Raw genomic sequence first — 22,544 nt, forward strand, 5'->3', positions numbered from 1 at the left:
TGATGGATCCAACCCCTCCGCTGCTATAGTGCAGTCGGCTTCTGACGTTCAGTGCAGCCGTCTTCTGAAAACGACAAACGATGTCAGAATAGAGTTAAATTTCCTATTGATTGACATATTCCGTCAAAGGTAATAGATTTCATCCTGACACTTTTGCCTTTGGAGGCATCTTGCAAGGTCAACGCATCGGCTATGTCCGCGTCAGCAGCTTCGACCAGAACCCGGAACGGCAATTGGAGGGTGTTCAGGTGGCGCGGGTGTTCACCGACAAGGCTTCTGGCAAGGACACCCAGCGTCCCGAGCTGGAAAGGCTGCTGGCCTTCGTCCGCGAGGGCGACACCGTGGTGGTGCATAGCATGGACAGGCTGGCACGCAACCTTGATGACCTGCGCCGCATCGTCCAAGGGCTGACACAACGGGGCGTGCGCATGGAGTTCGTCAAAGAAGGGCTGAAGTTCACCGGCGAGGACTCACCGATGGCCAATCTGATGCTGTCGGTCATGGGAGCCTTCGCTGAGTTCGAGCGCGCCCTGATCCGCGAACGTCAGCGCGAGGGAATCGTGCTGGCCAAGCAGCGCGGTGCCTACCGGGGACGAAAGAAATCGCTGAACAGCGAACAAATTGCCGAGTTGAAACGGCGAGTTGCGGCAGGCGACCAAAAAACCTTGGTGGCCCGTGACTTCGGCATCAGCCGCGAAACCTTGTACCAGTACCTGCGGGAAGACTGACCATGCCACGCCGCTCAATCCTGTCCGCCACCGAGCGCGAAAGCCTGCTGGCACTGCCAGATGCCAAAGACGAACTGATACGGCACTACACGTTCAACGAAACCGACCTGTCGGTGATCCGTCAGCGTCGCGGCGCCGCGAATCGATTGGGCTTCGCTGTGCAGCTTTGCTACTTGCGATTCCCTGGCACCTTTTTGGGCGTCGATGAGCCTCCGTTTCCGCCCCTGTTGCGCATGGTGGCCGCGCAACTCAAGATGCCAGTGGAAAGTTGGAGCGAGTACGGCCAGCGCGAACAGACACGGCGGGAGCACTTGGTCGAGCTGCAAACGGTTTTTGGGTTCAAGCCCTTCACCATGAGCCACTATCGGCAAGCCGTGCATACATTGACCGAGCTGGCCTTGCAGACCGACAAAGGCATCGTGCTGGCGAGCGCACTTGTCGAGAATCTGCGGCGGCAGAGCATTATCCTGCCCGCCATGAATGCCATCGAGCGCGCAAGCGCCGAGGCCATCACCCGTGCCAACCGACGCATTTACGCGGCGCTGACCGATTCTTTGTTATCACCCCACCGTCAGCGCCTGGACGAACTTCTCAAGCGCAAGGACGGCAGTAAAGTGACGTGGCTGGCATGGCTGCGCCAGTCGCCTGCCAAACCGAACTCTCGCCACATGCTCGAACATATTGAGCGCCTGAAATCCTGGCAAGCACTTGATCTGCCCGCAGGCATCGAGCGGCAGGTTCACCAGAACCGCCTGCTCAAAATCGCTCGTGAAGGTGGCCAGATGACGCCTGCTGATCTGGCAAAGTTCGAGGTGCAACGACGCTATGCCACGCTGGTAGCGCTGGCCATCGAAGGCATGGCCACCGTCACCGATGAAATCATCGACCTTCACGATCGCATCATCGGCAAGCTGTTCAACGCGGCCAAGAACAAGCATCAGCAGCAGTTCCAGGCTTCCGGCAAGGCGATCAACGACAAGGTGCGGATGTATGGGCGCATCGGTCAAGCGTTGATTGAGGCCAAGCAAAGCGGCAGCGATCCGTTCGCCGCCATCGAGGCCGTTATGCCCTGGGACACCTTCGCCGCCAGCGTCACCGAAGCGCAAACATTGGCGCGGCCTGCCGACTTTGATTTCCTGCACCACATCGGTGAAAGCTATGCCACGCTACGCCGCTACGCGCCGCAGTTCCTGGGCGTGCTCAAATTGCGGGCTGCGCCCGCCGCCAAGGGTGTGCTCGATGCCATCGACATGCTGCGCGGCATGAACAGCGACAGCGCGCGCAAGGTGCCCGCCGATGCGCCAACCGCATTCATCAAGCCGCGCTGGGCAAAGCTGGTTCTGACCGACGACGGCATCGACCGGCGTTACTACGAGTTATGCGCCCTGTCGGAGCTGAAGAACGCGCTGCGCTCCGGTGATGTCTGGGTGCAGGGTTCTCGCCAGTTCAAGGACTTCGACGAATACCTGGTGCCGGTCGAGAAGTTCGCCACTTTGAAGCTGGCCAGCGAATTGCCGCTGGCAGTGGCCACCGACTGCGACCAATACCTGCATGACCGGTTGGAATTGTTGGAGGCGCAACTCGCCACAGTCAACCGCATGGCTGCGGCCAACGACTTACCGGATGCCATCATCACCACCGCGTCAGGCCTGAAGATCACGCCGCTGGACGCGGCAGTACCAGACGCCGCGCAAGCCATGATCGACCAGACAGCTATGCTGCTGCCGCACCTCAAAATCACCGAGTTGCTGATGGAGGTCGATGAATGGACGGGCTTCACCCGCCACTTCACACACCTGAAGACCAGCGACACGGCCAAGGACAAAACCTTGCTGTTGACGACGATCCTGGCCGACGCGATCAACCTGGGTCTGACCAAAATGGCCGAGTCCTGCCCTGGCACCACCTACGCCAAGCTGTCTTGGCTGCAAGCCTGGCACATCCGCGATGAAACCTATTCGACGGCGCTGGCCGAGCTGGTGAATGCGCAGTTTCGGCAACCCTTCGCCGGCAACTGGGGTGACGGCACCACGTCATCGTCGGACGGCCAGAACTTCAGAACCGGCAGCAAAGCAGAAAGCACTGGTCATATCAACCCGAAGTATGGAAGCAGTCCAGGACGGACTTTCTACACCCATATCTCCGACCAGTACGCGCCCTTCAGTGCCAAGGTGGTCAACGTGGGCATTCGTGATTCAACTTACGTGCTTGATGGCCTGCTGTACCACGAGTCGGACTTGCGCATCGAGGAACACTACACCGACACGGCAGGCTTCACCGATCACGTGTTTGGCTTGATGCATTTGCTGGGATTTCGCTTCGCGCCGCGTATCCGTGACTTGGGCGAAACCAAGCTATTCATCCCCAAGGGCGATGCCGCCTATGACGCGCTCAAGCCGATGATTAGCAGCGACAGGCTGAACATCAAGCAAATACGCGCCCATTGGGATGAAATTCTGCGGCTGGCCACCTCCATCAAGCAAGGCACGGTAACGGCTTCGCTGATGCTGCGCAAACTCGGCAGCTACCCGCGCCAGAACGGCTTGGCCGTGGCGTTGCGCGAGCTGGGGCGCATCGAGCGCACGCTGTTCATTTTGGATTGGCTGCAAAGCGTGGAGCTGCGCCGCCGCGTCCATGCGGGGCTGAATAAGGGCGAGGCGCGCAACGCGCTGGCCAGGGCGGTCTTCTTCTACCGATTGGGTGAAATCCGCGACCGCAGTTTTGAGCAGCAGCGCTACCGGGCCAGCGGCCTCAATCTGGTGACGGCGGCCATCGTGTTGTGGAACACGGTATATCTGGAGCGTGCCACCAGTGCTTTGCGTGGCAACGGCACGGCGCTGGACGACACATTGTTGCAATATCTGTCGCCGCTGGGGTGGGAGCACATCAACCTGACCGGCGATTACCTATGGCGCAGCAGCGCCAAGGTCGGTGCGGGGAAGTTTAGGCCATTGCGACCGCTGCCACCGGCTTAGCGTGCTTTATTTAATGAGATGGTCACTCCCTCCTTCCCGGTACTATGCTGAGGACAGGCTTTCATTCGGAGAACCATCATGGAAAACATTGCGCTTATTGGTATCGATCTGGGTAAGAACTCTTTCCATATTCATTGTCAGGATCATCGTGGGAAGGCCGTTTACCGTAAAAAATTCACCCGACCAAAGCTAATCGAATTTCTGGCGACATGCCCGGCAACAACCATCGCGATGGAAGCCTGTGGCGGTTCTCACTTTATGGCACGCAAGCTGGAAGAGTTAGGGCATTTTCCAAAGCTGATATCACCGCAATTTGTCCGCCCATTCGTTAAAAGCAACAAAAATGACTTCGTTGATGCTGAAGCTATCTGTGAAGCAGCATCACGTCCATCTATGCGTTTCGTGCAGCCCAGAACCGAATCTCAGCAGGCAATGCGAGCTCTGCATCGTGTCCGTGAATCCCTGGTTCAGGATAAGGTGAAAACAACTAATCAGATGCATGCTTTTCTGCTGGAATTTGGTATCAGCGTTCCGCGAGGTGCTGCCGTTATTAGTCGACTGAGTACCCTTCTTGAGGACAGTAGTTTGCCTCTTTATCTCAGCCAGTTACTGCTGAAATTACAACAGCATTATCACTATCTTGTTGAGCAGATTAAAGATCTGGAATCTCAGTTGAAACGAAAGTTGGACGAAGATGAGGTTGGACAGCGCTTGCTGAGTATTCCCTGCGTTGGAACGCTGACTGCCAGTACTATTTCAACTGAGATTGGCGACGGGAAGCAGTACGCCAGCAGCCGTGACTTTGCGGCGGCAACAGGGCTGGTACCCCGACAGTACAGCACGGGAGGTCGGACGACATTGTTAGGGATTAGCAAGCGGGGCAACAAAAAGATCCGAACTTTGTTGGTTCAGTGTGCCAGGGTATTCATACAAAAACTGGAACACCAGTCTGGCAAGTTGGCCGACTGGGTCAGGGAGTTGTTGTGTCGGAAAAGCAACTTTGTCGTCACCTGTGCTCTGGCAAACAAGCTGGCCAGAATAGCCTGGGCACTGACGGCGCGACAGCAAACTTACGAAGCATAAAGGCAGAAATACACCAGTTTAAACAATCATTCATCTGGTTTTGCGAATACTGATATTGATGATACTAACGGCCCACCGGCCTGTTGAGGAACCTGTAAAACGGAAAGGCTCATTGAAGCCGTATATTTTCTGGAGGTTCATCAGGCGCGGAACTCATCGAGGCGCGGGAATAAAATCCCATTCAGACGCCGGATAGATTCAAGCAAGCCAACTTGTCGTCAAAATCGGTGTTGCAAAAACGGGAGTGACCATAGATTCCGTTTTCTGAGACGACCCCTACAATACCGACACCGATGGCTGTTACGGCGACCTTACGCAGGTCTTCACCGATAGCTCCCAGAGTCTTCTTGTCAGGAGAGAAAAGACGCACAAACCACGTCTTAATACGCAAAAACTTTTTCATGATTACCTCCATAGTTGAAGAGGAGGCGAATCATGCCTGAGAGGGCATGAACACCCCCTCAGGGTTAAAGTTTTAGGCAGACAAAGCTGTTGGCTTCGCCTTGTTCATCTTCATTGAGTTAATGATCTTCGTCGCTTCATCAGCAAACGGGCCAGTAACTTGGATAGGCTCCCTTCTTGCGAAGGAGGCTGTCACCATCATTCTCTGGCCGTGCATCAGATGACGATACCGAGACCGCATAAGCTCAACGTAGGCCGCAGAGTCCCCCTCCCACCCCTCAGGGGGAGAGAAGGGGCACACCGCGTCGTTACCAGGCGTTGTATCAACCTTCGAGACATCAATGACGGCCATACTCAGCTCTCCTTCTCGCAATGAAATCGCGCAGGTAGCGAGCATTCGGGAAACCGAGGCTTCCCTGACTCATCAGGACATCGTTCCAGTCAATCCCTTTCGCTCTGGGCGGGATCGGGAGCTTAGGCAGCAGGACGTACACACGAATGCCGCGCTTCTCCAGCTTGGCTTTCAGCACGTTCGCTGACTTCTCCCCAGTCACAGACTTATCTTTGTCAGCCCAGATCAGTACGGTGTGAACACCTTCTGGAACCTCGAAGGACTCCATTAGGGTGGCATTGACCGTTGACCAAACCGGGATTTGAGTGACTCGATAAGCTGACAGAGCTGTTTCCAGCCCTTCTGCAACACCCAGGATACCCTCAGTCGGTTCACCGAGGCGGATGGCCGCGCCATTGACATCCAAACCGTCAGGAATGGGCATCATCTTTTTGGCGTTGCCGACCTTGGCTTTTTTACCGTTTTGGGTGAGATAGGTGCGGTGGAGCGTTACCAGGTTGCCTTCCACATCTCGGATAGCGCAGACGATAGCCGGGAATTTCCCAACTTCATTGCCATCTTCGTCGTAGTAGGCCATAGCCGGATTGAACCGCAGACAGTCTGTTTTTTCTACTTCATCAACTTTGAACAGCAGCTCGCGGTTTTTGAAGTACAGACGCATTGGCTCAGTCACATGACTGGAGAACGGCAAACACTCGTTCCATACCTTCTCGATTTTCTCACGGAGACGAGCACTGTAAGCGCGTTCGCGCTCCATTCTCTTCTCCATTTCTTCTTGGAGCTCAAGCAACCAAGGCTTAGGTTGTTCACGAAACATCGGAACAACTTTCGGCTTATTTTCGCTGCTTTGCTCTTCCGGTTGTGTGGCCGCAGGTTGTACTTGCGGTGCCGGAGTTTCTACCTTGCGGTTGACCACAGGGGCCGACTCAACATGGTGACTCACCGGCTCAACACCACCGTTCGAGCGAGCGCGGAACTGCGTTACCGTAGCGCCGCGACGTTCCACCAGCCAGGTGTTGCGATGCGTTTGCATAGGTTGTTCTCTCACAACATTCCCCTGCTCGTCCTTAACTTCAACGACGACAGTTACAGGCTCGCGCCCGAGGTTTGTCATGACGATCTCATCCCCATACTTGGCTTCACTTTCACCAATGGCTCTTTCAAGATCCACGCCCCAGATGGTGCGTTCCAAACCGCTCTTGTCACGGATGAAGGCAAAGTAGCTGAGCTCGTTGTCTTCGTTATGCTCATAAGGAGCTTTACCGTGGGCAATCAGAGTACCGGCAATGGATTTTTTACGATTCTTGGAATCGAGAACCTTGTTATTCACCTTCATAGGCTCTTGCTGAACAGGCGCTTTGGCCTGGACAGGAGCTCGTGTCGGTGCAGCGGCTTGTTGATACTGGGGTTGCTCTTTCTCAACGCCCAGATAATCACCAACCTCGCTCAGGCACTGTTTAAAGTCCCAGTTATTGAGCCACATCAGCAGCTCAAAACCATCATGATTGGCACCGCATGTATTGCATACGCCGCCACCAGTCAGGTGGGCATCCTTGAACAGTCGGAAGCCATCTTTCCCGCCGTGGATAGGACAAGAAACATGACGACCAGGTTTACGGAGAGCTGGTTCAAGATGGGGCGCTAGGGCCGCCAGGATGAATAGCCAGTTTCCGTTTGCAGCTTCACGAACGGTGTCAGCTTTGTAGTAAGACATAGGTTTTCTCCTTAGCGTGAACCCCAGCATCGAGGCTTCCTTAAACCCCCGTCGCCAGGGTTTTAAGGAAACCCCGACACCGGGAGAATGTGCCAAGGAGGCTCCCCAGCCGGGGAGTTCTCCCCGGCGAGGGGTTTAAAAAGGTCGCCCCCGAAACGGAGGCGAATTTTGTGAATATCACAAGCACAAATGAGCGCCCTCTTCCGAGGCCATCATGATTGTGACATCTGCGGTTACAGGATCTGACTTAATCACAACCTCAGTGGGTTTGAAAAAGCCATCTACAGTGGGCATGGGGTAATAAAGACGAATCTTTCCCCAATTCTTGTTGTCGGTAAAAGCGACCTTTGTTTGAGCAACACAAAGCTGCAAAAACATGAAAAGGAAGTCTTCTACCGAGTGCTTACCATCTGCACCAAATACTCCATCGACAATTGCCGGGGTCACTGCCACATTGGTCAGGAAACCAGCTTGTTTACCGATGGAAGATTGGTCCACCAGCAGACCATCATTGATGGCTTGTTGACGGATTTGGGCGAGGTCCAATTTAGCTACTTGGTTCATAAGGTGTACTCCAAAGTTAATGGGTACACCTACCCCGTGCGGGGAAGTGTACCCGCATGGGTTATTGAAAGGTCACGGCCAAAGCCGAGCTTTAAGGTTCCGAGTTTTACGCTGGCTGAATGCGCCAAAGAACGGTCGGAGGAAACGAGTCAGCGACACGCTTCACATTCGCGTAAAGAGTGTCCGTAAAGACACGCTCTAAGCGACGACCACCTTGACGATAAACCAACTTAAAGTCTTGGAATTTGTTCATGGATACCTCCAGAAATAACGGGAGGTATCTCCAGCAGGAGATAGACTCCCGCAGGGATTAATAAATTAACGTTAATTTGCTGTTTGTTTTTGGCGACCAGCTATCGCACTTTTCGCTCTCCGAAGAGAACAAAATCTGCTTACTGATGGTATTCACCATGAGTAAGAAGACTTGGGAAGTAAAGCAGGGGTTTCCCCCTGCCTTGTTATGCCGCTTTGAGGTGGCGAGAGAAAAAGTCCCTGGTTTGCTGGATAGCTCCCCGGAGAAGTTCTCGTCTGTAGCCAGCGTAGCTCTTGTCATCACTGGCAACGGTCAAGCCGTGCAGACTCTCTTCACCCAGGACAATCTCGTTTTCACGAGAGAGTACCTCAACACGTAGGCCAAGCACTCGCTCTTTCCCTTCCAGGATAGAACAAATTGTTTGGTCTCTTACTTCGTCATCCCAGTGGCCCATATCGAAATCCCGCTCAGGGAGTTCAGTAACACGCACCAGGTAGTTTTCAGTGGCCCGTTCCCAAACCACTTCATCTTCGCATGGAGAGGCCTCGATCAGCGAGTACCCGTCCGCTTCGAGCTTCTTGGAAAGACTTTTTACATCATCCGCCAGCTCCAGCACAAAGCGTTCCCAGAGGTCTTGCCAGCGCTCGACCATATCCTGGTTAATCCCTTCAATGCCGGTGCCAATCATGGAATCATCATCAGGGAAGATCCCTGTGAAGTCCACGTTGTCGTCGATGTTCATGCAGTTCCAATGGCTGTAGTGATGCCCGTGACTATTCCGAGTAATGGACAGGTCACAGGAACCATATTCGCGGAGGACAGAAAGCATATTCTCAATGTCTTTCTGTGCCATCAGGTTCTTCACGCGGCTGACAGCATCCACTTGGCCGGGCTCAGTGCTGAATAGGCGATTCATGAGAGCTTTGACGTCATCAACGCTCAAATCCCCGTAGAAGGCTACGCCATCCCCCTGGCAGTATCCGAGACTGTACTCAATCGTCAGATCATCCGGGTATCCACACTTAACCAGTTCGTTTTGAAAATGCTGTTTAATCATTGGTATCTCCTTAATTTCAGAGGGAGACACCATCCCCTCAGGGACCGATGTCCCCCGTGGGGTTAATGTTTGGGTTAAGAAGCCTTGCGGCTTAATTCAGTATCAAATCGAGGACCTTTGAGAACCGCAGTTTTCATAACCTCGAAGTTTCTTGGGTAACGCAGCTTTGAAACTGCGCCAGCTCGGATGTCGGCAGCCTCACTTGGAGAGACTAGCCTTAACCCTTCGCTGGTTTCAGCGTAGAACCAACCGGCATAACGCTCATAGGCATTCTGCTGGTACTGTTCAGTCGCCATATTCTTCCGGATCGCCTCTGTTAAGGCCTCAACAACACCGTCATCTTTCGTGATGATGTTGAAAACATGAGAGACAGTCAGGAAGTTCCCAAAGAAGCAGGCTGCCCCAAGCCAAGGCTGGAACATTTCGCCATTTCGCCCCGTCCTCACCATTGGTTCAAACGGGTATGGGCGATAACAGTGATACTGCTCAAACATCGGGTCAAGAACGTTGTCACCCAGGACATCCAGTAAAGTCTGAATACTGTCCGGGTCTTGGCCTGCCCACTTACTCCCATTGCTGAGAATCAGTGTTTTACCGTCAGTACGCTCCAGAGCTTGTTCAAAGTTAGACATAGTGCATTCCTTTTGGTTAGGACGCACCACACCCTCTCGGGATGATGCGCCCGAGTGGGTTAGTTGAGAAGGCTTAGCCGTCAAGTCCGTAAATTACGGCGGAGCCGGGCTCCATCTCGACAACTTGTGCGCTTCCTTCTTCTATCAGCTCCTGCATGTAACCAGACTCAGCATCCGGATTACGTTCGCAGTGTTCGTCCCAGCGTTTCAAAAGCCCTTCTGTGGCTTGTCCGTGGGTCTCACCAAGGCCGATAAACTCATAGTGTCCTGTGTTTACGATGATCACCACCATAGCTAGTGCTCTCCTACAGGTCACTTGGTACATACAGGTCATCTTTGATGGCAGAAAAATCGACAGGAGACTGGTCCCCATAGGTTCGATTCACGCCACCAGCATCATCGACACTGACAAAAACCGTGCGGAGTAAACCGCTGGGCTTTGCAGGGTAAACGATGCTGACATGCTGACCTTTGTACTGTTCTGACAAAGTGCTTTGAAGCTCATCAACCGAACGGAATTTCCGGTCGCGGCCAAAGTCCTTAATCTTGATGTCGCCAGGGATTGGATTAGTCATCGTTACCCCCTGCCAGCAGTTTATCTACTGAATGGCCGAGTCCGTTACCAAACCATTTGTCCAGAGCGTCGATTTCCGGGAAGTCCGATTTCACCTGAGCAACAACACGTTCCATTTTGCTGAGAGCATCCTGGAACTCAAGGCCATTACCTGCGGCCACCTCAAGTTTGCACTTGATGTAAGCGGAGTAGGTATCACAGGCCTTAACCAGTGATTGTTCATAGCCACCGGGAGCGAAGGCTATGGCGACTGCATCCTGGAGTTCTTCGGGAAGAGTCTGGATGAGTTTGTCCTCTGCGGCCTTTTCCAGTCGTTCAAACTCACGCTGCAAAACAGCGTTTGCTTTCTTGACCGGTGTTACAACATCCGAACAGAGAACCTCGGCTGCATCATGCAACGAAGCATGAGCAAGCATGACTGCCAGATCCACCGACTTCCCTTGCTGAATGGCAATATTGCCAGCCAGGTAGGAAAGCAGGGTAACAACAGCGCTGTGTTCCAACACAGACTCCGGTTGAACAGAGTGCATCAGTGACCAGCGTTTGATCAGGCGTTGGCGCAAGGCCAGAGCTAGAAAGCCGAAATTTGAATTAGACATAGTGCCTCCAAAATTGGTTGGAGGTACACCAAAGCCGACCGGGCCTTGGTGTACCCGGTTGGGTTACTTAGTTATCTCGGGTCAAGCTGCTTAGCTATAGCGAGTAAAAACGGATGGAATGGATGATCTTGCGGGACACCCCCAACAAGCTCACGGGCTAAACCGACTGAGTTTGTAGCCAACACCTCTTTGACGGCCAGAATGATTTCATTGTCGATTTCATCCTGGATCTTTCGTTGTTGGTCCACCAGCCGACTTAACTTGTCTAGGCTCATGCTTCTCTCCTTTGTTTGTGGGAGAGAACCCAGGAGGGGTTTCCTCCCGAGGGGTTAGGTTATTGCTGTTTTGGGCCAGCTACCGTTATAGCCAGCAAGCGCTGACAATGAACAAAGAGTATGACAGCCACCTAAAAGGGTAAAACGCTGTAATTGCCCTTTTGGGGTGCAAAAGAAAAAGCCCTCCCGAAGGAGGGCTTTTTATGCGGCCAAGGACAAGCCTTGCTGTCCTCTTTGCAACTCTGTGTCGTCGCGGCGATGTAAGCGTTGAACCGCCTTGATCATCGTTCTGACATGTCGCTCCAAAGAGGCTGGATGGCGTTTTGACAGTAGGTTGATCCAGTCGAGATAGATAGCAAGCGCGGAACCTTCGGTTAGGGCTGCCTGTATCGCCTCATACTGCCCTACGGCACTCTGGACCACATCATTCATCCACTGGGCGTCAGTATTGTCCAAGAGCTCGCAGAGGGCCGTATAAGCCTTCCTTCTGGTCGCGGCCATGTAACGACGAATGTTGGCGTTTCCGCTCCCCTCTCGCCCTTCCATGACGCTCATACAGAATGCGCTGGAGTAACAAAGCATCGCGTCAGTCACGTAGTTAAACCATCGCTCCTGATGCCGTTTCTGTTCTTCCATTGCTTCCTGGTCAAGTTGCTTCTCGATGAACAACCCCGTCGGAGTACGGTGGTGCAGATGGTACTTGAACGTTAAGTGCAAGTTGACCCACCAGCGTACCGTTGCCAGTCTTCCCTTGATTTTTCGCTTCACCAGATCTTTGTACTTAGCATCGCTAAGCACTTTGACATCCTTGCGCTGTTGGATTCCTTCCATCGTCTGTAGCCCTGTAAGGCCCATCTGGTGGTAGGTTTGACCTCTTTGCATCATACGGTGATACAAAGCGCCTTTTCCTTTCGCAAGCTGGATTGCTCCGAACCGAAGGTAGAACTGCGCTGCACTACCGGGCGTATAATGTCCCTTTAGTACAGACTCCCTTAGTCGCGGGTATTCGTTCCAGATGATGAACGCAGCGGAGTCGGGATCGACTTTCACTTCATCATCTTCTGCGAAGCAAACCACCCTTCTCTTTCCGTCTGCGGTATTGATCACTTGCGCTGCCAACGGGTCATCCCCGCCGTCAAAGTAAGCCATTTCCGCTAACGGATCGGCCAAGCCATCAGAAAGCGAACCATCGCCCCAGCGACCAACCTTCAACCACAATGGCTTCGGAATTGGTGACTGAGGAACGGTTTCACACTGCGGCTCGTCTTCCAGCAAGTCCAGATCACCCATCGACCAAACCCTGTGGTAAATCTCCAGGGCATGGAAAGGCTTATCATTGAAATGATGGAAGGCCCACATGAAGTCGATATGGACTAAAGCCTCTTCCGATATGATCCGGAATTGTGGCTCTGCCATTCGACGGTTCCAGTCGTTATCCTCTGCTTGACCAGTAGCCAGCTTGTATGCCAGCTCATCAGCTCTCTTTTGCTCCATGTAGTCCATGCTGCAACAGACATGAAGCAATCGTTCTAGGAAAACAGGACTGTAAACGTCCGGCTGTATTTTGATGTATCCGCCCTCGTAAATCGTTCGACCTACGGGATGGCGGTCTTCCCATGCGTACCGGCGTTTTGCCAAGTAGCGCTGGATGCGGTTCAGCCCCGACATATAGCCATGCCTTTCAGGGTCCGTGGCAAGCAACGTCTCCATTGACTTATCCAACCCAACAGCCTGGCAAGCCCAGCAACCGAAGCGAGCGCCACAGGCGTCACTGGCCTTCTTCTCTGTTGCCGACCACACGCACTCCCCTGTTGCCGCCTTGTAAAGCTCTGCCGTAGTGACATTGCTCTCCAAGTAACTTGGCAGAGGATATGCTGAGCCCATGCCAGCGGATAGTAAGAACTCCCAGACATCACTCGCCAACCAGTTTTTCACCACATACAGCTCACCCCCATCTTTCGTCTTAATGACGCGATCTGAGCTTCCTCGCTGTTTTGCAATGTTGGCCGCACGAATAGTGCTTTCAGCATCACGACTGCCCAGCAAAAGGCAGACTTTCTGTCGAACCTCTTTGGGAAGCTCTCGCATATAAGCTGCCTTCGCTCTTTTGGCAGAGGTGATTTTTAAATCCTGGCTACACTGGCGGGCCGTGGAGTTGGAAAACGTAGGCAACCCCCTCCCAGTAAGGATTCGGCCCGTCCAACTCTGCGAGATCCCAGGCTTTGCTAGAACGATGGTCAGAGGAAGGTTTTCCTTCGCAATGAAACGCTCCAGCTCGGCCAGTTTCTGATCCGCCAGCCACCTTACCTCTGGGCTTTCGATCAGTGTGTCAGTGTGCAAGATGAAGTGGTGCTGGCTGATGGTCGCCCCACTCCTTACAGCCCGGATCAGGGCCATCAGGAACAGGTGCAAGACCGTTTCAGAATCTTTACCACTGGAATAGCCGATCATCATGGTCCACCCATCAATTAAGGCCGTGTGAATGGACTCAACCGATGACGTGATCAACGATGACAGACTGGTTCCTCTACTGGCATCAACGAAGTTCAAATCCTCGTTATCAGTCAGTTCTGACCAAACAGAATCCCACTTATCCCCACGCAAAAGCACTGGGATGGGTTGTTCTGATAGATCAAAGTTTAATGTTTGTTGCATAGGGCCTCCTGGATTAGCAGGGTGCCCATCCCTTCCGGGAAAGCACCCCGGTAGGGTTAAAATTGAATCCTGGCTATCAGACCTGAACTAGCTGCTACTCGACATCTGGTTGTCTTCGTATTGCTGCTTGGCCTGTTTCACCAGATCAATGTCACCGTCTTGCAGCTTTTGAATATCAAGCTGTAGACGAGCCTTGTGTTTCAACAGTTCAGCGACCGCATTATCAATGTGATCAATGAGCGATTGGTTTTTTTGGATGGTGTAACTGTTGAGTTCATCGAGCAGGGGCCATGCAACACTCGAATGAGTGTTGAGCAATGGGTACTCTGCTTCGATCTCACAAACCACACCGTTTGCTCCTTCTCTGTAATGAGGGAACCCGACACGCAGACCGATACGACGATCCAGCGCTGCATTCACAGTACATTCCAAAGAAGTTCGGTTTGAAAAAACATCGTTGACGTTTTTAGACATGCTATATCTCCGTTCAGTTTATGACGGAGCCCCCCTAACAGGAGGTGCTCCCGTCAGGGTTGATAATTTGCTGTTTGTTTTTGGCAGCCAGCTACCGCACTTGAGCGCCTAAGGCACTTTCCGAAGCACCCTGGGAAACCGAGATGCTTGGGAAAGCGCGGGGTTTCCCCCTGCGCTGATTACCCTTTTTAAGGGGCCGGTACGCCGATTTCTCGGCGCACTCAGGTTGAAGCTACACAGTCAAGAACCAACGTTTCATAGGGACGGTGATGTCTATCATCCCGTTTCCACATGGATTCTGGCCCCAGAATCTGTAGGTCGTCTCATAGAAGTCAAACTCAGACAAGGACTGAATCTGCGCTTCTGAGATCGGCTCAAATGGTCCACCGCAACCGATGTGCATATTGAGCCCATAATCTCGAAGCTCTAGCTCTCCGAGATTTATCGTCTTCCCGCCCACACAAGCAACCAAGTTCTGGTTTCTGACGTCGCCTTCTTTGAACAGCAAAGCTGACTCATCGTAGCTCCCATATTGGTTGGTAAACTTCACAATATGCCCGTGCTTAGGTGAGGTTTGTTCCGACAACTCTTTCAGTAATCGCTTTACGCTTTGAAATCTCGCGTACAGAGCTGGCGTAAACTGCCCAGAGTAGTTCAAGTTTGGGCAGATCATTTCAAGCATCTCATCAGGTACAGATTCAAGCCCCATTTGCGCGGCCAATGGCTTCGCCTTTTTCAGACCTTCCTCAAGCACTCTCTGATTTACAAGTTGTTCTAATGTGTTCATTTGACTCTCCACTTTCGAGAGAGCAATGCAAGCCGTCTCCGGACTTACATTGCCCGTTAACGGCTTTATTGGTTTATCCCAAGAGGTACGGAGCTACGCCAGTCAGGAAGCCCATGACTCCCAACACAGCGCCAACCACGCCCAATTTGATTGACAGTTGGACACTTTGATCCGGATGGTTCCAGAACCACTGCCAGACTTCCCAGCGCCTGGCTCTGCGAACCTCAAGATTTACAGTGTCTTTAAAACGAACACCCAGAGCATCTACCGCATCGTAATCCAGCGCGACCGCCAGCTTTGTGATGGATAAATTCCCAGGGTTGCCCATCGCATACCGGAGAACCTTTGCTTTGGTCTCTGGGTTTACGATCATAACCGGCTCCCTCCTGAAAAAACGGGTCTTGTCTTTTCGCTTGGAATCCATGTTGCGGTTATGGAACCTGGCAATGCAGTGTTGAAGGCCTGAATCCTCGGGAGGTAAAGGCACAACAGTTTCGATTTTCATGATTACTCTCCTTTCGGATAGGCCGGAGCAAAGGCCTTTCGGCATTGCCCCGGTGAGTTACTAATGAACCAAAGATGAAGTGACCATGATTGCGTCTCCGGACATCATTACCGGGAGATATTCGCAAGGCTCATGGCCGCAGCTCTTTTTAGTTCCGTTAGGTGAATAGACAGCCAATTGACCATCCATAATGTTGAAGGGCATCCCCTGTTTTTTCGCTGCCGGTGACAGCTTGAGAGTGCCCTTTGCGTCAACCAATGCCGTTGCCCAATGGAAGTCTTCACCACCGATCACCGGCTGTGATTCATCCACGACTTCGACCATGATTGGCATCATTCCAACCCAGCTCCACAGGCTGTTCCCTAATGCGAGGGCTAAAGCCTCGAACGCGGGAAAGACTACCGATTGCCCGAGAATCTGGTGGGCAATAGTGTCCGACAGACCTTGGATGAGTTCCTCTGGTATCCCTTTCACTCGACAATGTTCTGTCGGTGTAAAGATGCGAGACAACTCCGGCTGTTCTGGATGAACAATGAAAGGTTCGGTACTTCTGCATTTTGCATAGTCCTTACCTATGGTGCCGCAAAACTCATCGTCGCCAGTCAGAAGCTGGCGAGAGAACCCCTTGCCAGCAGCTTTGTCTCTCAACTCCTTCTCAGCCAGATAGTCAAATGACTTCCAACGTTCAGAATCGAGCGGAACTGGCTCCAGGATGTCCTGTATGCGACTTTCCTTGGTGCGAACAGGCTGAACCTTCTCAAGTTCAAACCCGTCGATCCCGTGGGAAAGCGCAACAACACAAAGACGCTTGCGGCGCTCAATAACCCCAAACTCATTGCCGTCGATAATGCGCTCTTGTAGGGAGTAACCCAACGAAGAGAGCACCGAACGAATCACTTCCATCGAAGCGGTGTTCTGGTACTCAGGCACGTTCTCAATCAGCACAACGGCTGGGTTTAGCGCTTCTACGAATTGCAGGAAGTTGAAGAACATGGCACCTGCCGCCTCATGCGATTCGGCAAACTCCAACTTGTTCTTACTGCGACCTGACTTTGACGCGCCGGTACACGGTATGCCCCCCATCAAAACATCCACCTGTGGTGGGCGTTTGCTGAGATTCACAGCCTGGATTGGCGATTCGATAACAATAGAATCTTCGTTCCAAAGCTCCGGGTTATTTGCCAAAGACGAATCGAGATATTTCCCTTCCATCTCCACGGCCACAGATATGGCACTGGCAATTCCCGCCTTGTGAAAACCGGCGTGAATCGCTTTATCAAGCACACCACCCCCATGAAAGAGGCTGCATACCGAAAGCGATTCTCCATTCTCCAGCTTACTGATAAGCCGGTTGACGCGCTCGATCACTCGCTCTTGTTGATGGTGAGCAGAGATCACAATTGCGCCGTTACGGATGAACACGCGGAGCATCTCTACACCGTCAAAAACGGTAGCAAGCTCCTGCACGGTCAGATCGATGATTGGAGACACCCGGCCATTGCGCTCACGCTTACTGATGGTGAACTTACCCTCCTCTTTGACGCGAAGCACAACCTGGGAATCTTTCAGCTCCAGATCATACTTCATGCCAGGATAGTAACCTTCACGCAGTAGCTTTTGGCCTTCCAGCCAGACGCGCTTCTTGCCTCGATGTTCTCCTAACTTGGTGTTTACGATAGTAGCCATGAGCTCTCTCCTTTCGGTTGAGAGGCCACTACCGTCCCAATCGGGAAGTAATGGCCCCGATGGGTTTAAAGTGGTTCTCAGTTCACAGCGATGCCGTGAGACTGAATGGCATTAGCAAAGCCAGCCATTTGTTCAGGGAAGGTGTAGCGGTTGATGTCCTGGCTGCGAGCCAGATTGACATGCACCTTCTTCACCTTCGTTTCGTCAGAGTCGTACTTTTCAAGCGCCAGCTTCTCAGCTTCTTCCGGATCTCGGCCCAGCGAGTAGGCGTAAATCACAGAGGTGAAGCCAAGTCCTGAGCCGAATGCGTAGACTTGTTTCTCGAAATGGACGTCAGCGAAATAGATGCTGAATCCGGATTTGAGGTTATGTTTTTCCATGATGCACTCCAAATAGTTTGGGGGCGCACCACGTCCCGAACCGGGCGGATGCACCCGGTTTAGGGTTAGTAGATTGCTCAAGCTGTTACGCCAGCCTGAGCCTTTATTGCTTCAAGCACGATCTCTGCTTCCTTGATAGAACCAGTGCTGTACAGCTTATGCAGCACCCGGCCAAGGTTCACAGAGATCTTTTCTTTCACTTGGAGATACTTGACATAGAAGTCATACAGTTTCTCCGCCTGCTCAAGGTGGGACATGCTCTCAACGGGAATGGTATTCCCTGGATTGCAGTACCACTTTCCGAGCACCTTTTGTACAAATCCCTCTTTGTCTCCTACGAACTGATTTGTGCCAAACACCCCACTGGTTGGTGAGCGTTGAATAACAGAAATCGGATTCGCAAAGCTGGCAAGAGTAGTCATAGTTGTGGCTCCATGTTTGTCAGGGAACCACCAGCCCGAGGGGCAGTGATCCCCCAAGGGTTATGTAGAATGCTGTTTGTTTGGGGAGGCCAGCTACCTCACTATTCACTCTCGACAGAGAGCAAAATCTTGCTTTCCGAGGGGCACAAACTTTCACATGTGAAAGTCGATGCCACTGGGAAAGCAGGGGGTTAACCCCCCGCTTTAACCCGCGCTAAGCGGTTTAGGATAGACTTCACGCCTTCCCTTACTCCAGATGGATCGTAACCTGCTTCATCGCAGCAGACCACAAATGAGAATGGATGTACCTCATCGGACATCACCCAAGCCATCGTTTCCTGCTTGATTTCACTTCCAGCTCGACCATCAGCAAGGACTCTAAGGCTATGCCATAAAAGCCCATCACGTAACTGCCTTACCTCATCATCAGTCCATTCAGGCTTTGGCTCAAATGGAATGACTTCTGCGGTCTTCGGCTCTTCATCCAGGAAGAAAAGCGGCAGCTCAAGCTGGTTTTCCTTCTGGATCATCTTCACTGCATTCATGGTGACTCCTTTTACGGGCACCATGCCCCCACAGGGGCATGAAGCCCCCAGTGGGGTTACAGTCATAGTTACTTCACGCCTGCCAGTTGAGAATTGATGTTCTCTTCCAGCCAGCCTTGAAGCGATTCAAGGTCACGTTTGTCTTCCGTATTGCTGGCTTTACGTGCATCTTCCGACACAGCGCTCAACATGGCGTTAGCCTCAGCAAGTGATTCAACATTGTTCCCAGGGAACACAATCGTTTGACTGTGATCTTTCATGGTCTTCTCCTTTGAGAATGGAGGACCGTCTCCCATCAGGAAGAGCGGCCCCGTGGGTTAAAAGTAAAAATCCTCCAGCTCTTCATGGTCAGGCTTTCGCTCAACTGGTCGAAGCAACTCAGCTTCATCAGCGAACTCAAGCTCAGGATGAAAAGCAGGATGAAATCCTCGATGCCAGACTGGACGGTCATTATCGAGGTCTAAGTAGCAGTGCCTCCCACTGGCTGGGTGATAGCAGTAAAGCCACTGTCTACCACTAACGGTAAACGGCTTCTCTGCACCTCCACATGCCGGTACAAGGTTATCTGCTGCTATATGCGCTACAGCATCCATAGGATCAGTCCTCATCTTCGTCATCACGAACACAAAGATCACGAGCAACTATTTCCGCAGCTATCAACGCATAATCGTTGCCCTGCCAGAACCACCGCTCCGCCAGCTCATAGGCTTCGCTGGAAGGTTCGCCATAACCATGAGCCACCACGTAATCGTGGAACACTTCATGATCAAATGCCTTGCCATCAGCTTCCATGAACCAACCGACAGGGCACTCCAGAATGCGATGCCTTACGACATCTCGCTCTGAATACCCCTCTCTGACGGCTTGCTCCAACATTTCCCGCGACATACCAGGAGGAGTGATGATCTCTATGCTGATCCCATCACTTCCTGCAAGATTGTCCTCGTATGGAAGACCGGCAAGTGTAAGGTGGTTGCGCTTGCACCAGCCTATGGTCCGAAGTATCCGACTTTTGTCAGACTCCCTGGCCGTGTATCGGTTAAGCTGCATAGCCACCTCCAGCACACTCCCCATCTTCGATTTCACTTCCGAGCTCGACCATTCCAATCAGGTCAAGCTGGGTCATGTCCGAATCCAGAGAGCAGTCAATTGCTGACTGAATGATGCCTTTGTGGGCCAAGCCTAAAACCGACTTAATAGTCGAAAGCAGAGACTCGGCTTCGCTCTCGATCTGCTCCAGAATGTCTTTCCATTCCCAGTGCTCAAACGGTTGCCAAACGACCAGATCCTCAGGTTCGTCTCCCCGTTCTACACACTCAGACAAATACTCATAAGCCTTGCACCAATTCTCTTGTTGGCCCAGTTCACTGAGCACTAGAGCGGTAGCATGACCGTATGCGATTTGTTCAACTTTGGTATTGATAGACATAGTGTTTCTCCTCGTAATGGATAGAGGAGCCCCACCCGCAGGAAAGGCTCCTCCGGATGGGTTAAATTTCCAAGGTCACATCGGTTTTTGCTTTAGCGCAGCAAACCAACACTTCCCCTTCTTTGACAAATGCGATGGGCGTCTCGTCATAAGCCACTTGACCTTCGAGTAGACGAACCCGGCACATGCCACAAAAGCCACTGCGACAATGCGTTTCAACAGTGAGGCCTTTGCTTTCGATTTGCGCCAACAGCACATTGTTGCTGGCTTGAAGTTGTACGTTCATGGTCACGCTCCTTTGTTGTTGATGAGCGCGACCAATCCCCTCCGGGATGTCACGCCCCGGTTGGGCTACTCAGCAAGTGCATAGACACCTACCTCGATGCGAATAAAGAACCTGGCATCTTGAAGAACTTGCCTGACCTTTGCTTGCCAGTGGTTGTTCTCTCGATGCTTTGCGTAGGGTTCAATCTCTTTGTAAATCTGCTCCAGCTTCAACGTTTTCCCCTGTAGGGTTCGGCGTATTGCAGCTTTCCACGTAGTCGAAACCATATTGGTTGCTCGACGGTGTACGGCAGCAAGAAGACAGAGCGATGAGGCAACGTCGTTACGACGAAACACCAACAGCTTTTCATGGGCGATACGCACCAGCTTCCCGGAATACTGAGTTCGGTCACTCACACAGTTGTGCTGTGTTTTGATGATCTCATCCACCAGCTTCCCAGGTGCGATACGTTCCACAAGGCTGGACAGGTTGAAATAATCCCCATCGCGCCTCAGGTTTCCCATGAGGATTCCGTAATGCCCTCCTCGCTCACAGGCGTCATGAATATTCATAACGGCCAGCTCAAGGGCTTCAACGAACTCAGGCAAATTCATGCGGCTCATATCCCATTTGTTGGGCTCGCCCCACTGCTTACCTGAATACTGGATCATGTCCCAGTAAGGAGGGTGCCACCAGATCAGGTGTGCAGGCTCTCCGAGGAACGAAAGGAAGTCATCCCGCAACAGGTTGAACCCCTGATGCAAGTCTGTCCCTTTGAAACGGACACCAAGTTCATTGGCAACGTCGATGCTAGAGCCACCCCCAACACTTGGGTCTGCCACCAGCCCGTTCGGCTTTCTCATGTAAGACTCAATGAAGTCTTTAACGATAAAGCCCGAGCAGTTGCCTCGGTACTTGTTGTTTCCGTAAGGCCCCCTGTTTTCGTAGGAGCATACTGATGATTTGAACATGGCGTCCTCCATCATAGATGGGGCGCACCATGCTCCCATCAGGGGCCGGTTCGCCCCTGGTTAGGGATTAAGATCAAGCGTTATCTGCATACCACCAGCTAAGGCGATTGCAATCACGAAAGAAGGTTGCTTCATCAGGAGCCTTCATCATGACCACATCACCTTCGCAGTAGGTGCATAGCTCAAGCGTTGCTTCATTTTTCCAAAAGGCACTGCACCCCGATTCTTGATACACAACCTCCCATTTGGGATGTCGCAAGTACCGATGGAAGAAATCGAGAGTGTCACCATAAGGGAAGTTGAAGCGCTCCATCACTGAACCATTTTCTGTCAGTTCAGGTTTAACCTTGCCGGTTTTCAAGCGCTTCTTGATGATGCGCTGAACCCAACGAAGTCGTGCAAACAGCCGATTGGTGTCTTTCTCGTACCACTGGGGATTACGCTTGCTCCAGTAGAGCTTGGCGAAGATTTCCCCGGACAAATCCTTCATCTGGTTTTCGTTGAGCTCATCAAGAAAACGTCGAGAAGGTTTGTCGTAGTCAAGAACTGCTTCCAAAGCTGATAGGTTTTTCATAGGGACTCCTTATTGCGATTGCGGAGCCCCGTCCCCTCAGGGCTATCGGAGCCCCATAGGGTTAATTAGGGTTAATGGTTGAACGGCGATTTATCGAGGGTTGGTGAATCGAATGGCTTTACCAACGAAATCGGCCATCAGTCGATTCCCAGTAGAGCTGAAATAGCTCTGCCACTCTTTCCAACCACCAACGGATTCCACCGAGCTTGGAGACTCGAAGATACCCCAGATACGCATTTCACAACCTCGTTGCAATACTCGGTTTACCTGGTCAACCAAGTATTCCTTGTTCTGCAATGAAGAGAGGTTGCAAGGCATCTGCATGATCAGCTTTTCAGCTTGCTCGAAGTCGATTTTTTCAATCAACCCCGTGCGGGTATCCACAGAGAATGGAACCACCTGTTGACCGTGGTTAGACCACAACCAATGGGTGATATAGATCGGATTAACGCCAACTTCCGCTGGCACCAATACGCTGCCGCAAGACCGCAACAGCCAGACCAGACGTAAACCATCGAATCGATCCAGAGACTCCACATCGGTAGTGATGTCATCCTGGTAGATTTCAGGCAGCTTATGTTCGGCGGCGAGAGAGATCATTACGGATTTGAGATTGTTCAGATGAGACATGTGTGCTCCTTAA

The 22,544-nt window shown here is 52.3% G+C and carries 30 protein-coding genes; 3 read left to right on the forward strand and 27 right to left on the reverse strand.

The window, feature by feature from the left end; translation table 11 throughout:
- Positions 1 to 170: 170 nt before the first annotated feature.
- From R7M72_RS18125 to R7M72_RS18135, 3 genes are all read left to right on the forward strand, one after another.
- Complete coding sequence (locus tag R7M72_RS18125; protein WP_001162012.1) at positions 171 to 728, forward strand: recombinase family protein; 558 nt, start codon at positions 171 to 173, stop codon at positions 726 to 728.
- A 2-nt stretch (positions 729 to 730) separates the two neighbouring features.
- Complete coding sequence (locus tag R7M72_RS18130) at positions 731 to 3,703, forward strand: Tn3 family transposase (protein WP_001138073.1); 2,973 nt, start codon at positions 731 to 733, stop codon at positions 3,701 to 3,703.
- Between the two features lie 78 nt (positions 3,704 to 3,781).
- Positions 3,782 to 4,786, forward strand: coding sequence for an IS110-like element IS5075 family transposase (locus tag R7M72_RS18135; RefSeq protein WP_000427619.1), 1,005 nt, complete (start codon positions 3,782 to 3,784; stop codon positions 4,784 to 4,786).
- Between the two features lie 181 nt (positions 4,787 to 4,967).
- On the opposite strand, the gene R7M72_RS18140 is transcribed toward R7M72_RS18135, so the two are convergent.
- The 27 genes from R7M72_RS18140 to R7M72_RS18270 form a co-directional block, all read right to left on the reverse strand.
- The gene (locus tag R7M72_RS18140) at positions 4,968 to 5,189 is read right to left on the reverse strand and encodes a hypothetical protein (RefSeq protein WP_000714163.1); all 222 of its coding nucleotides are present in this window, start codon (positions 5,187 to 5,189) and stop codon (positions 4,968 to 4,970) included.
- Between the two features lie 72 nt (positions 5,190 to 5,261).
- On the reverse strand, positions 5,262 to 5,585 hold the full coding sequence (locus R7M72_RS18145) for a hypothetical protein (RefSeq protein WP_015058952.1): 324 nt from the start codon (positions 5,583 to 5,585) through the stop codon (positions 5,262 to 5,264).
- Complete coding sequence (locus R7M72_RS18150) at positions 5,527 to 7,254, reverse strand: toprim domain-containing protein (RefSeq protein ID WP_000122922.1); 1,728 nt, start codon at positions 7,252 to 7,254, stop codon at positions 5,527 to 5,529. Before R7M72_RS18150 ends, R7M72_RS18145 begins: the two co-directional genes overlap by 59 nt.
- 177 nt (positions 7,255 to 7,431) lie before the next feature.
- Positions 7,432 to 7,818: a hypothetical protein gene (locus tag R7M72_RS18155; protein WP_001077336.1), complete on the reverse strand. Its 387-nt coding sequence runs from the start codon at positions 7,816 to 7,818 to the stop codon at positions 7,432 to 7,434.
- 106 nt (positions 7,819 to 7,924) lie between these two features.
- Entirely contained in the window at positions 7,925 to 8,071 is a 147-nt protein-coding gene (locus tag R7M72_RS18160) for a hypothetical protein (protein ID WP_001032043.1), read from the reverse strand.
- Positions 8,072 to 8,276: 205 nt separating this feature from the next.
- Positions 8,277 to 9,128 (reverse strand): hypothetical protein, encoded by an 852-nt coding sequence (locus tag R7M72_RS18165; protein ID WP_000595210.1) that lies wholly within the window; start codon positions 9,126 to 9,128, stop codon positions 8,277 to 8,279.
- A 74-nt stretch (positions 9,129 to 9,202) separates the two neighbouring features.
- A complete protein-coding gene (locus R7M72_RS18170; RefSeq protein WP_000064432.1) occupies positions 9,203 to 9,760 on the reverse strand; it encodes a hypothetical protein in 558 nt (185 codons plus the stop codon).
- A gap of 73 nt (positions 9,761 to 9,833) precedes the next feature.
- Entirely contained in the window at positions 9,834 to 10,076 is a 243-nt protein-coding gene (locus R7M72_RS18175) for a hypothetical protein (protein WP_405532174.1), read from the reverse strand.
- Complete coding sequence (locus R7M72_RS18180; protein WP_000184110.1) at positions 10,066 to 10,335, reverse strand: hypothetical protein; 270 nt, start codon at positions 10,333 to 10,335, stop codon at positions 10,066 to 10,068. The genes R7M72_RS18175 and R7M72_RS18180 overlap by 11 nt, the downstream gene beginning before the upstream one ends.
- On the reverse strand, positions 10,328 to 10,933 hold the full coding sequence (gene yfbR / locus R7M72_RS18185) for a 5'-deoxynucleotidase (protein ID WP_000071870.1): 606 nt from the start codon (positions 10,931 to 10,933) through the stop codon (positions 10,328 to 10,330). The genes R7M72_RS18180 and yfbR overlap by 8 nt, the downstream gene beginning before the upstream one ends.
- A 71-nt stretch (positions 10,934 to 11,004) precedes the next feature.
- The gene (locus R7M72_RS18190; RefSeq protein ID WP_000050847.1) at positions 11,005 to 11,208 is read right to left on the reverse strand and encodes a hypothetical protein; all 204 of its coding nucleotides are present in this window, start codon (positions 11,206 to 11,208) and stop codon (positions 11,005 to 11,007) included.
- A gap of 201 nt (positions 11,209 to 11,409) precedes the next feature.
- Complete coding sequence (locus R7M72_RS18195; protein WP_001187969.1) at positions 11,410 to 13,863, reverse strand: phosphoadenosine phosphosulfate reductase; 2,454 nt, start codon at positions 13,861 to 13,863, stop codon at positions 11,410 to 11,412.
- An 87-nt stretch (positions 13,864 to 13,950) separates the two neighbouring features.
- Positions 13,951 to 14,337 (reverse strand): hypothetical protein, encoded by a 387-nt coding sequence (locus R7M72_RS18200; protein WP_000042274.1) that lies wholly within the window; start codon positions 14,335 to 14,337, stop codon positions 13,951 to 13,953.
- Positions 14,338 to 14,569: 232 nt separating this feature from the next.
- The gene (locus R7M72_RS18205) at positions 14,570 to 15,124 is read right to left on the reverse strand and encodes a hypothetical protein (RefSeq protein ID WP_001093867.1); all 555 of its coding nucleotides are present in this window, start codon (positions 15,122 to 15,124) and stop codon (positions 14,570 to 14,572) included.
- 73 nt (positions 15,125 to 15,197) lie between these two features.
- Positions 15,198 to 15,629 carry a hypothetical protein gene (locus tag R7M72_RS18210; protein ID WP_000687894.1) on the reverse strand — a complete coding sequence of 144 codons (432 nt, stop codon included), beginning with the start codon at positions 15,627 to 15,629 and terminating at the stop codon, positions 15,198 to 15,200.
- Positions 15,630 to 15,689: 60 nt separating this feature from the next.
- Positions 15,690 to 17,315, reverse strand: coding sequence for a DNA cytosine methyltransferase (locus R7M72_RS18215; protein WP_318056290.1), 1,626 nt, complete (start codon positions 17,313 to 17,315; stop codon positions 15,690 to 15,692).
- A gap of 77 nt (positions 17,316 to 17,392) precedes the next feature.
- A complete protein-coding gene (locus tag R7M72_RS18220; protein WP_000410925.1) occupies positions 17,393 to 17,695 on the reverse strand; it encodes a hypothetical protein in 303 nt (100 codons plus the stop codon).
- Between the two features lie 77 nt (positions 17,696 to 17,772).
- Positions 17,773 to 18,117 (reverse strand): hypothetical protein, encoded by a 345-nt coding sequence (locus R7M72_RS18225; protein WP_000209093.1) that lies wholly within the window; start codon positions 18,115 to 18,117, stop codon positions 17,773 to 17,775.
- Positions 18,118 to 18,308: 191 nt separating this feature from the next.
- Positions 18,309 to 18,662 carry a hypothetical protein gene (locus R7M72_RS18230; RefSeq protein ID WP_000994741.1) on the reverse strand — a complete coding sequence of 118 codons (354 nt, stop codon included), beginning with the start codon at positions 18,660 to 18,662 and terminating at the stop codon, positions 18,309 to 18,311.
- A 68-nt stretch (positions 18,663 to 18,730) separates the two neighbouring features.
- Positions 18,731 to 18,922 (reverse strand): hypothetical protein, encoded by a 192-nt coding sequence (locus R7M72_RS18235; RefSeq protein WP_000651508.1) that lies wholly within the window; start codon positions 18,920 to 18,922, stop codon positions 18,731 to 18,733.
- Between the two features lie 57 nt (positions 18,923 to 18,979).
- Positions 18,980 to 19,255 carry a hypothetical protein gene (locus R7M72_RS18240; protein WP_000340223.1) on the reverse strand — a complete coding sequence of 92 codons (276 nt, stop codon included), beginning with the start codon at positions 19,253 to 19,255 and terminating at the stop codon, positions 18,980 to 18,982.
- A gap of 4 nt (positions 19,256 to 19,259) precedes the next feature.
- On the reverse strand, positions 19,260 to 19,712 hold the full coding sequence (locus R7M72_RS18245; protein ID WP_001176699.1) for a hypothetical protein: 453 nt from the start codon (positions 19,710 to 19,712) through the stop codon (positions 19,260 to 19,262).
- Positions 19,702 to 20,091, reverse strand: coding sequence for a hypothetical protein (locus R7M72_RS18250; RefSeq protein WP_000026577.1), 390 nt, complete (start codon positions 20,089 to 20,091; stop codon positions 19,702 to 19,704). The genes R7M72_RS18245 and R7M72_RS18250 overlap by 11 nt, the downstream gene beginning before the upstream one ends.
- A gap of 61 nt (positions 20,092 to 20,152) precedes the next feature.
- Positions 20,153 to 20,377 (reverse strand): class I ribonucleotide reductase maintenance protein YfaE, encoded by a 225-nt coding sequence (gene yfaE / locus R7M72_RS18255; RefSeq protein WP_001102700.1) that lies wholly within the window; start codon positions 20,375 to 20,377, stop codon positions 20,153 to 20,155.
- Between the two features lie 65 nt (positions 20,378 to 20,442).
- On the reverse strand, positions 20,443 to 21,327 hold the full coding sequence (locus R7M72_RS18260) for a hypothetical protein (protein WP_000477209.1): 885 nt from the start codon (positions 21,325 to 21,327) through the stop codon (positions 20,443 to 20,445).
- Between the two features lie 73 nt (positions 21,328 to 21,400).
- Positions 21,401 to 21,901, reverse strand: a complete 501-nt coding sequence (locus R7M72_RS18265) for a hypothetical protein (protein ID WP_000793769.1) — start codon at positions 21,899 to 21,901, stop codon at positions 21,401 to 21,403.
- 90 nt (positions 21,902 to 21,991) lie between these two features.
- Entirely contained in the window at positions 21,992 to 22,531 is a 540-nt protein-coding gene (locus tag R7M72_RS18270) for a hypothetical protein (RefSeq protein ID WP_000018872.1), read from the reverse strand.
- Positions 22,532 to 22,544: the final 13 nt, after the last annotated feature.

Origin of the sequence: Vibrio sp. YT-18 (assembly GCF_033337345.1) — a bacterium.
Taxonomy (GTDB): Bacteria; Pseudomonadota; Gammaproteobacteria; order Enterobacterales; family Vibrionaceae; genus Vibrio; species Vibrio alginolyticus.